The 7,042-nt window shown below is 51.3% G+C and carries 6 protein-coding genes; 1 reads left to right on the forward strand and 5 read right to left on the reverse strand.

The window, feature by feature from the left end:
• Positions 1–18: 18 nt before the first annotated feature.
• The 3 genes from rsmA to metG are packed head-to-tail and all read right to left on the reverse strand — an operon-like array spanning position 19 to position 3,695.
• On the reverse strand, positions 19–876 hold the full coding sequence (gene rsmA, locus QVO97_RS00335; protein WP_022358463.1) for a 16S rRNA (adenine(1518)-N(6)/adenine(1519)-N(6))-dimethyltransferase RsmA: 858 nt from the start codon (positions 874–876) through the stop codon (positions 19–21).
• Between the two features lie 38 nt (positions 877–914).
• Positions 915–1,682 carry a TatD family hydrolase gene (locus QVO97_RS00340; RefSeq protein WP_022358464.1) on the reverse strand — a complete coding sequence of 256 codons (768 nt, stop codon included), beginning with the start codon at positions 1,680–1,682 and terminating at the stop codon, positions 915–917.
• A gap of 21 nt (positions 1,683–1,703) precedes the next feature.
• On the reverse strand, positions 1,704–3,695 hold the full coding sequence (gene metG, locus QVO97_RS00345; protein WP_022358465.1) for a methionine--tRNA ligase: 1,992 nt from the start codon (positions 3,693–3,695) through the stop codon (positions 1,704–1,706).
• A 222-nt stretch (positions 3,696–3,917) separates the two neighbouring features.
• Between metG and QVO97_RS00350 the strand changes: the two genes are divergently transcribed.
• Positions 3,918–5,762 (forward strand): DUF885 domain-containing protein, encoded by a 1,845-nt coding sequence (locus QVO97_RS00350; RefSeq protein ID WP_022358466.1) that lies wholly within the window; start codon positions 3,918–3,920, stop codon positions 5,760–5,762.
• 73 nt (positions 5,763–5,835) lie between these two features.
• Here QVO97_RS00350 and QVO97_RS00355 read toward each other — a convergent pair whose 3' ends face one another.
• Together QVO97_RS00355 and QVO97_RS00360 are read right to left on the reverse strand one after the other, a co-directional pair.
• On the reverse strand, positions 5,836–6,369 hold the full coding sequence (locus QVO97_RS00355; protein ID WP_022358467.1) for a GerMN domain-containing protein: 534 nt from the start codon (positions 6,367–6,369) through the stop codon (positions 5,836–5,838).
• Positions 6,370–6,474: 105 nt separating this feature from the next.
• Entirely contained in the window at positions 6,475–6,921 is a 447-nt protein-coding gene (locus tag QVO97_RS00360; RefSeq protein ID WP_022358468.1) for a MarR family winged helix-turn-helix transcriptional regulator, read from the reverse strand.
• Positions 6,922–7,042: the final 121 nt, after the last annotated feature.

Raw genomic sequence — 7,042 nt, forward strand, 5'->3', positions numbered from 1 at the left:
ATTTCTCTTATCCAATTTCTATTTCCCAAGCACATCCGAAAGCGCTGCAAACTGCGCCAGCGTCAGCGTCTCGCCGCGCACGGACGGGGAAAGTCCCAGCGACTCGATTGCGGCTGCGATCTCTTCCTTGCTAAAGGAGAGATCCTGCGCGTTGGAAAGCCCGTTCTGCAGGGTTTTCCGGCGCTGGTTGAAGGACGCGCGGATGAGACGGAACATTAAATCTTTATCCTTTACCTCCACCGGCGGCTTCGCATGGCGGGTCAGACGGATGACCGCTGAGCCGACATTCGGACGCGGAATAAAACAGTTCGGCGGCACATTTGCCACGATGTATGGCTCGGCATAATACTGAACCGCCAGCGACAGCGCGCCGTAATCCTTCGAGCCCGGACCAACCTGCATCCGGTCTGCGACCTCTTTCTGCACCATAACCGTAATATTGTCGATCGGCGCGCCGCTCTCAAACAGCCCCATGATGATCGGGGTCGTGATATAGTACGGCAGGTTCGCCACGACCTTAACCGGACGTCCGCCGCCTTTTTCTTCCGCCATTTTTTTTATGTCAATCTTTAAAATATCTTCATTGATAACAGTTACATTTTCGCAGTCCTGAAGCGTATCTTTTAAGATCGGAATTAGATTTGTGTCGATCTCCACGGCGATGACCTGTCCTGCCGCCTGTGAAAGGCGCTGTGTCATCGTACCGATGCCAGGACCAACTTCCAGGACGGTGTCCTTCTTGGTCATGCCCGCCGCTGAGATAATCTTGTCCAGCACGTGCGTATCAATCAGAAAATTCTGACCGAATTTTTTCTGGAAGGCAAAATTATATTTCTGTATTACTTCGATTGTATTCTTCGGGTTTCCAAGATCCATTCCGAAAATCCTTTCCCGGGTGTCCGGGACACCCCTTTTTACGGTAACCGGTACAGCCTCCGCGCATTCTCTTCAGTCGCACGGACGATCTCTTCCGGTGTACATTTCTTGATTTCTGCCAGCTTTTCCGCCACATATGGCAGGTTCAGTGAGGAGTTGCGTTTGCCGCGGTTGGGAACCGGAGCGAGGTAGGGGCAGTCGGTTTCGAGTACCAGACGGTCGAGCGGCGCCATCTCGGCTACTTCCAGAAGCTTTTTCGCGTTCTTGAAGGTCAGTACGCCGCCGATGCCTAAGTAAAAGCCCATCTTTAAATACTCTGCCGCCATCTCTTTTCCATAGGAGAAGCAATGAATCACACCGCCTATCTCCCCGGAGTGCTCTTCCTTCATGATATCGAGCGTATCCTTCGCCGCGTCGCGGCTGTGGATGATGACTGGAAGTTTTAATTCCCGAGCCAGATTTAACTGGCGGTGGAACCATTTCTTCTGGGTCTCATGATCCGGCTCTTCCCAGTAATAGTCGAGACCGATCTCGCCGATCGCCACGATCTTCCCGGACTGTGCCAGCACACGGAGTTCGGCAAATTTTTCCTCGTCAAGCTCCGCCGTGCTGCTCGGATGGACACCTGCTGCCCCATAGATAAACGGATATTTTTCCGTCAGGGCAATCGTCGTCTTCGTAGTTGCCATATCCGCGCCGACATTGACGACCGTGCCGATCCCGCCTGCTGCCAGAGCGGAAAGAAGTTCTTCCCGGTCCCCGTCAAACGCCTCATCATCGTAATGAGCGTGTGTATCAAATATCATATAAGTTATATTCCTTTTTCCTTAGCAGATCTCCGCACCCGCCGGCATCTCTTTCTCCGTTGTCATCAGGGACAGCTTTCCGTCTGCATCCTCGGCACACAAAATCATGCCCTCGGAGAGCAGACCTGCCAATTTCGCCGGTTTTAAGTTGGTCACAACCATGACTCTCTTGCCGACCATCTCCTCCGGGGAGTAGGAATGCTTGATGCCGCTGATGATCTGGCGCACTTTGCTTCCGACCTGAACCTGGGAGCAGAGAAGCTTCTTGGACTTCGGAACAGCCTCGCAGGAGAGGATCACGCCAACCTGGAACTGCAGTTTTGCAAAATCATCGTAGGTAATCTCTGCTTTCGGCTCGATATCGATGCCCTCGGCTTTCTCGTCCTCTTCCTTCTCCGGCTCTGCCTTTGCAGCAACCGCCTTCTTCTGCTCTTCCTGGATAACTTTGACTTTCTTCATCACATCGTCGAGTTTCAGGCGGGCAAAGAGAACCTCCGGCTCCTCAGTCACCTTATTTCCGGACGGATAACGGCCAAATTCATCCATCTGTGACAGTTCACGTTTTACGGTATTTAATTCTTTTAAGATCTTCTCAGAGGTCTCCGGCATGAAGGATTCAAGCAGGGACGCACCGATCGTGATAGACTCAACCAGGTTATAGAGAACAGTCGCAAGACGATCCTGCTTGTCCTCTTCCTTTGCCAGAATCCACGGGGTTGTCTCGTCAATGTATTTGTTGCTGCGGCGGAAAATATTGAAGATCTCGGTGATCGCATCGGCAACGCGCAGCTTATCCATCTTCTCATCGACCTTGCGGACTGCTTCCAGCACTACCTTCTTCAGCTCCTCGTCCACCGGCTCCGTCACGCCCTTGTCGGCTACTACGCCGCCAAAGTACTGGTTCGTCATCGATACCGTTCTCTTTACGAGGTTGCCGAGGATATTTGCCAGATCCGAGTTCAGTCTCTCTACCATCAGCTCCCAGGTAATAACGCCGTCGTTCTCAAACGGCATCTCATGCAGAACGAAGTAGCGGACTGCATCCACGCCAAAGAAATCAACCAGTGTATCGGCGTAAATCACATTTCCCTTGGATTTACTCATCTTGCCGTCGCCCTGTAACAGCCACGGATGACCAAATACCTGCTTTGGAAGCGGCAGGTCGAGTGCCATCAAAAAGATCGGCCAGTAAATGGTATGGAAACGGATAATATCCTTACCAATCAAATGCAGGTCTGCCGGCCAGTATTTCTTGAACAGCTCGCCGCTCTCGCCGTCGCAGTCATATCCAAGACCGGTGATATAGTTGGTCAGTGCATCCAGCCATACATATACAACGTGCTTCGGGTCGAAATCAACCGGAATCCCCCATTTAAAGGAAGTACGGGAAACACACAGATCCTGCAGGCCCGGAAGCAGGAAGTTGTTCATCATCTCATTTTTACGGGAAACCGGCTGGATGAACTCCGGGTGCTCATTGATATAATCGATGAGTCTCTGCGCATATTTGCTCATACGGAAGAAATATGCCTCTTCCTTCGCCGGCTGTACCGGGCGTCCGCAGTCCGGGCATTTGCCGTCTACGACCTGGGACTGGGTCCAGAAGGACTCGCACGGGGTACAGTAAAGTCCCTCATAGCAGCTCTTGTAAATATCGCCCTGATCATAGAGCTTCTTGAAAATCTTCTTTACCTGCGCCTCATGATCCTCGTCGGTGGTGCGGATAAATTTGTCGTAGGATGTATTCATCAGATCCCAGATCGTCTTGATCTCACCCGCCACGTTATCGACAAACTGCTTCGGCGTGATGCCAGCCTCATCTGCCTTTAACTCGATCTTCTGACCATGCTCATCGGTGCCCGTCTGGAAACGCACATCGTAGCCCTGCGCCCTCTTGTAGCGCGCAATGCTGTCCGCCAGCACGATCTCATAGGTATTTCCGATATGCGGTTTGCCCGATGTATAGGCAATCGCAGTTGTTATATAGTAAGGTTTCTTACAGTTCTGACACATTTATCATGCCCTCCTTATTAAAATTGCGCTTTAAATTGTGTTCTTCACAAAAAAAGCCTCTAACCGCCCATGGTTTTCCATCTGCGATTAAAGGCAAGCCACCTTCTTTTCTCTGCCTTTTCTTCATATATAAATATATAGATTAAGTCTATCTGTTTTGCATCCCTTTGTCAAGTATGGTATACTTGCAGACATATATATTTGTTTTGGAGGTATTATATTATGCAGAAACGCTTTTCCTTCCCGCCCCTGCCGCGCACAGCGCTCGCGATCGCTGCAGCTGCTGCCCTGGCGCTCTCCGGATGCGCTGGTTCTTCCGGCTCAGGAACCCCCGCCGAATCCTACGCCGCTTCCGGGCAGACTGGTTCTCCTTCCAATGCATCGTCCGATGCTGCCAGCGAACAGGCGCGTTTTGATGCGTTTCTGGCACACCAGTTTCAAGAAAGCGTGCAGGACGATCCGCTCTCCCTTCATTTTCTTGTCCGGAATCCGGAAAATTACGGTATCACCGAACCGGAGATGAAATTTCCAGAATATTCCCTGGAACAGCTTCAAAAGGATTCCGAGGAAAACGCGGCCGTTCTTGAGGAACTTTCTTCCTTCGATACCTCTCTCTTGACCTCCGACCAGCTCTTCACCTACCGGATGATGAAGGACACACTGGAGACAGAATCCGGCTCGAAGGGACTGGAACTCTACAATCAGCCGTTAAGCGCCCTGATCGGCACGCAGGCGGAACTTCCGACCTTATTAGCCGAATACACATTTTACAACCGTGCCGACATCGACCATTACCTGGCACTGCTTTCGCAGATCGACACATATTACAAGCAGCTCGCAGCGTATGAACAGGTGCAGGCAGACGCCGGTCTCGCACCGTCCGACGACACCATCGACCGGATTTTAAAATCCTGTAAAAGCTACCTCATCCGCCCGGAAAACAGCCTGCTGACGGAAACATTTGCTTCCCGCTTAAATGCGGTTGAGGGCTTAAGCAATGCAGAAAAGGCGTCCTACAAAGCAAAACATCTGACCATTTTAAAGGAACACTTTATCCCGGCATATACAAACCTCTCTAAAGCACTGGAATCGCTCAAGGGCTCCCATCCGGAGGCAGGAGGACTTAGCACCTACGAACACGGCAGGGAGTATTATGCCTATCTTGCGGCGGCGCTGACCGGCACAGATTCCTCGGTCGATGCGCTCAAAACGCGGATTGAGAAGCAGATGCAGGCAGATTTATCCGAAATCCGCGGCCGCTTAAAGGAACATCCGGAACTCGTCCGGCAGATGACCGACTCTGCCATCACACTCTCCGATCCGGATGAGATCCTTCAGAATTTACAGGTGCAGATTCAGGATGATTTCCCGGCGCTTACAGATACCTCCTACACGCTCAAATACGTCCCGGAAGCGCTGGAATCTTCCCTGTCCCCGGCGTTTTTCCTCGTACCGCCGATCGATTCCGACGGTTCCAACACCATTTACATCAACGAAAAAGCAAGCACTGAGCAGAACCTCTACACCATGCTGGCGCACGAGGGCTATCCGGGGCATCTCTACCAGTCGGCTTATTTCAATGGCCGGGAGCCGGTTCCGGTACGGCGGCTTCTTGCCTGCGGCGGCTACAACGAAGGCTGGGGACTCTACAGCGAACTGTACGCCTACTCCTTCGACAACGGACTGCCGGAAGCGGTCAAACCGCTGATGCGCTGCAGCGAAGCCAGCAGCTACGGGCTGTACGCGCTTCTCGACATCTGCATCCACTATGATGGCTGGGATCTCGCCACAACCACCAGTTATCTGGAAAATTCCTACGGATTTACGGATCCGGAATCCGCGCGCGAGATATACCTGGCAATCATTGATAATCCGGGCAATTACCTGAAATACTATACCGGCTATCTGGAAATCCTGACCATGCGCCAGGAAGCCGAGGAGGTACTTGGAAACAAATTCAACGCCAAGAGCTTCCACCAGTTCATCCTGAACATGGACGGCGCTTCCTTCCGGGTCATCAAACCGTATTTTCAAACATGGCTGATGACGGAGAAATTGCACGTATAATGGAAAAAGAGCGGAGTCTCCCTGTATGCATCCGCATACTTCAGAGATCCCGCTCTTTTCGCATTTTCATGCTTTAGTTTACTTTCTTGTAATTCTTCTCAAAGCTCATCGGACCGTCGCCGATCTTCTCGCCTGCTACGCTCAACTCCAGCGTCTTTGCCTCGTAGTTCTGGATAAATGTATTGGCAATGGCCATGACAACCAGCTTGTCAGAGGACTCCTTTAAGGAGGAGAGATCCAGCGTCAGGGCGCCGTCCTTCTGCTCAAATTTATCCACGGTGATTCCCTCTTCAATGACGCCCACCTCTGCCATCTTATCAAGCAGTTCCTGTGCATCCAGCTCATCGCCGTCAATGCCATCCATATTCTGTTTTAAGCCGCTCTTATCAGATTTTACAGAATATACGCAAACCGTTACCGTCGGATCTGCATCCGTTACCACCATGCTTTCTTTCTCAGCCACGCCGTCTACAGTCTCCTGCTGCGCCGCACCTGCCGGGGCAGTTCCATGTTCGCTGGTCTCTCCTGTATTTCTTGCCGTCGGCGCACATGCGCCCAGAACAGCTGCCATCATAAGACCAGCTGCCATTACCATAAATTTCTTCATAATGTACCTCCTTGTATTCTCCTCGCAGCGGTTGCTTCACGGTTTTCGCAACCGTTTTTGTCTTTCACACCTGTTTCCATCCAGTGCAGACTACATCCATTCTTTTTACCGCTGCCCATCCTTACTCCTAAACCACTGATTCAGCTTCATCAGCGCCTTTACCAACGTCTGCATCTCATCTTCCGACAGATCGCTTGTCAGGCTCTCGATCATCTCCCGGTGGAACCGGGCGTGATGCCCATACGCTTTTCTGCCCCGCTCTGAAAGAGAAATATATACGACCCGCCGATCCTCGAGTCCCCGGCTTCGTTCCACATAGCCTTTTTTGACCAGGCTGTTCATGGCAATCGTGAGTGTTCCCACCGTAACGGACAGTTCTCTGGCAATCGATGACATATTTTTCGGTTCACCAATCCCGATCGCTTCGATCACATGCATATCGTTATTCGTGATGTCTTTAAACTCCGGCGTAATGATTACTTTCTGTTCTATGTCCATCACATCGCGGAACAGCGTCACCAGAAGCTCATTCAGCGTCTCATAATTTCCCACAGTTTTCCCTCTCATCCTTGGTTTCAGCGCGCAAAACGGCAATTTACCCTACCGATTATACAATATTCTGTGCGGCAAGACAACTAGCAAATTTCTTACATCTTCTCTTATAACATGGCAC

The sequence above is a fragment of the Clostridium sp. CAG:43 genome, assembly GCF_000434655.1.
Classification (GTDB): domain Bacteria; phylum Bacillota; class Clostridia; order Lachnospirales; family Lachnospiraceae; genus Otoolea; species Otoolea fessa.